This window comes from Psychrobacter sp. W2-37-MNA-CIBAN-0211, from assembly GCF_040309405.1.
Lineage (GTDB): Bacteria > Pseudomonadota > Gammaproteobacteria > Pseudomonadales > Moraxellaceae > Psychrobacter > Psychrobacter glaciei.
On the sequence record NZ_JBEOOU010000109.1, the window covers coordinates 1 to 286 of the forward strand.

Sequence of the window (286 nt, forward strand, 5' to 3'; positions counted from 1 at the left end):
TATAAACACTTGAAAATTAACAACAATTATTTTTGGCATCATTTTTGTAGTAGGAGTAATAACTTTAATCAATAAGGAAATAATTATGAACAAACGCATTTTAGTAATTTCATCATTACTGGCTTTAGGCTTTTTAGGCGCTAACGCACACGCAATGGACGTTCACGCGACTTTTAACGAGCTTGATAAAGACAGTAACGGCACATTAAGTGAAGCCGAAGCAGGTGAAGATGCCGTTCTACACGAAAATTTTTTACAAATTGATACTAATCAAGATGGGCAATTG

General features: G+C 34.3%; 1 protein-coding gene. It reads left to right on the forward strand.

Features of this window, described 5'->3' with window-relative positions:
* Positions 1 to 85: 85 nt before the first annotated feature.
* Positions 86 to 286 (forward strand): EF-hand domain-containing protein (locus AAEY72_RS14495; protein WP_352311219.1); only part of this gene is annotated, 201 nt, incomplete at its 3' end.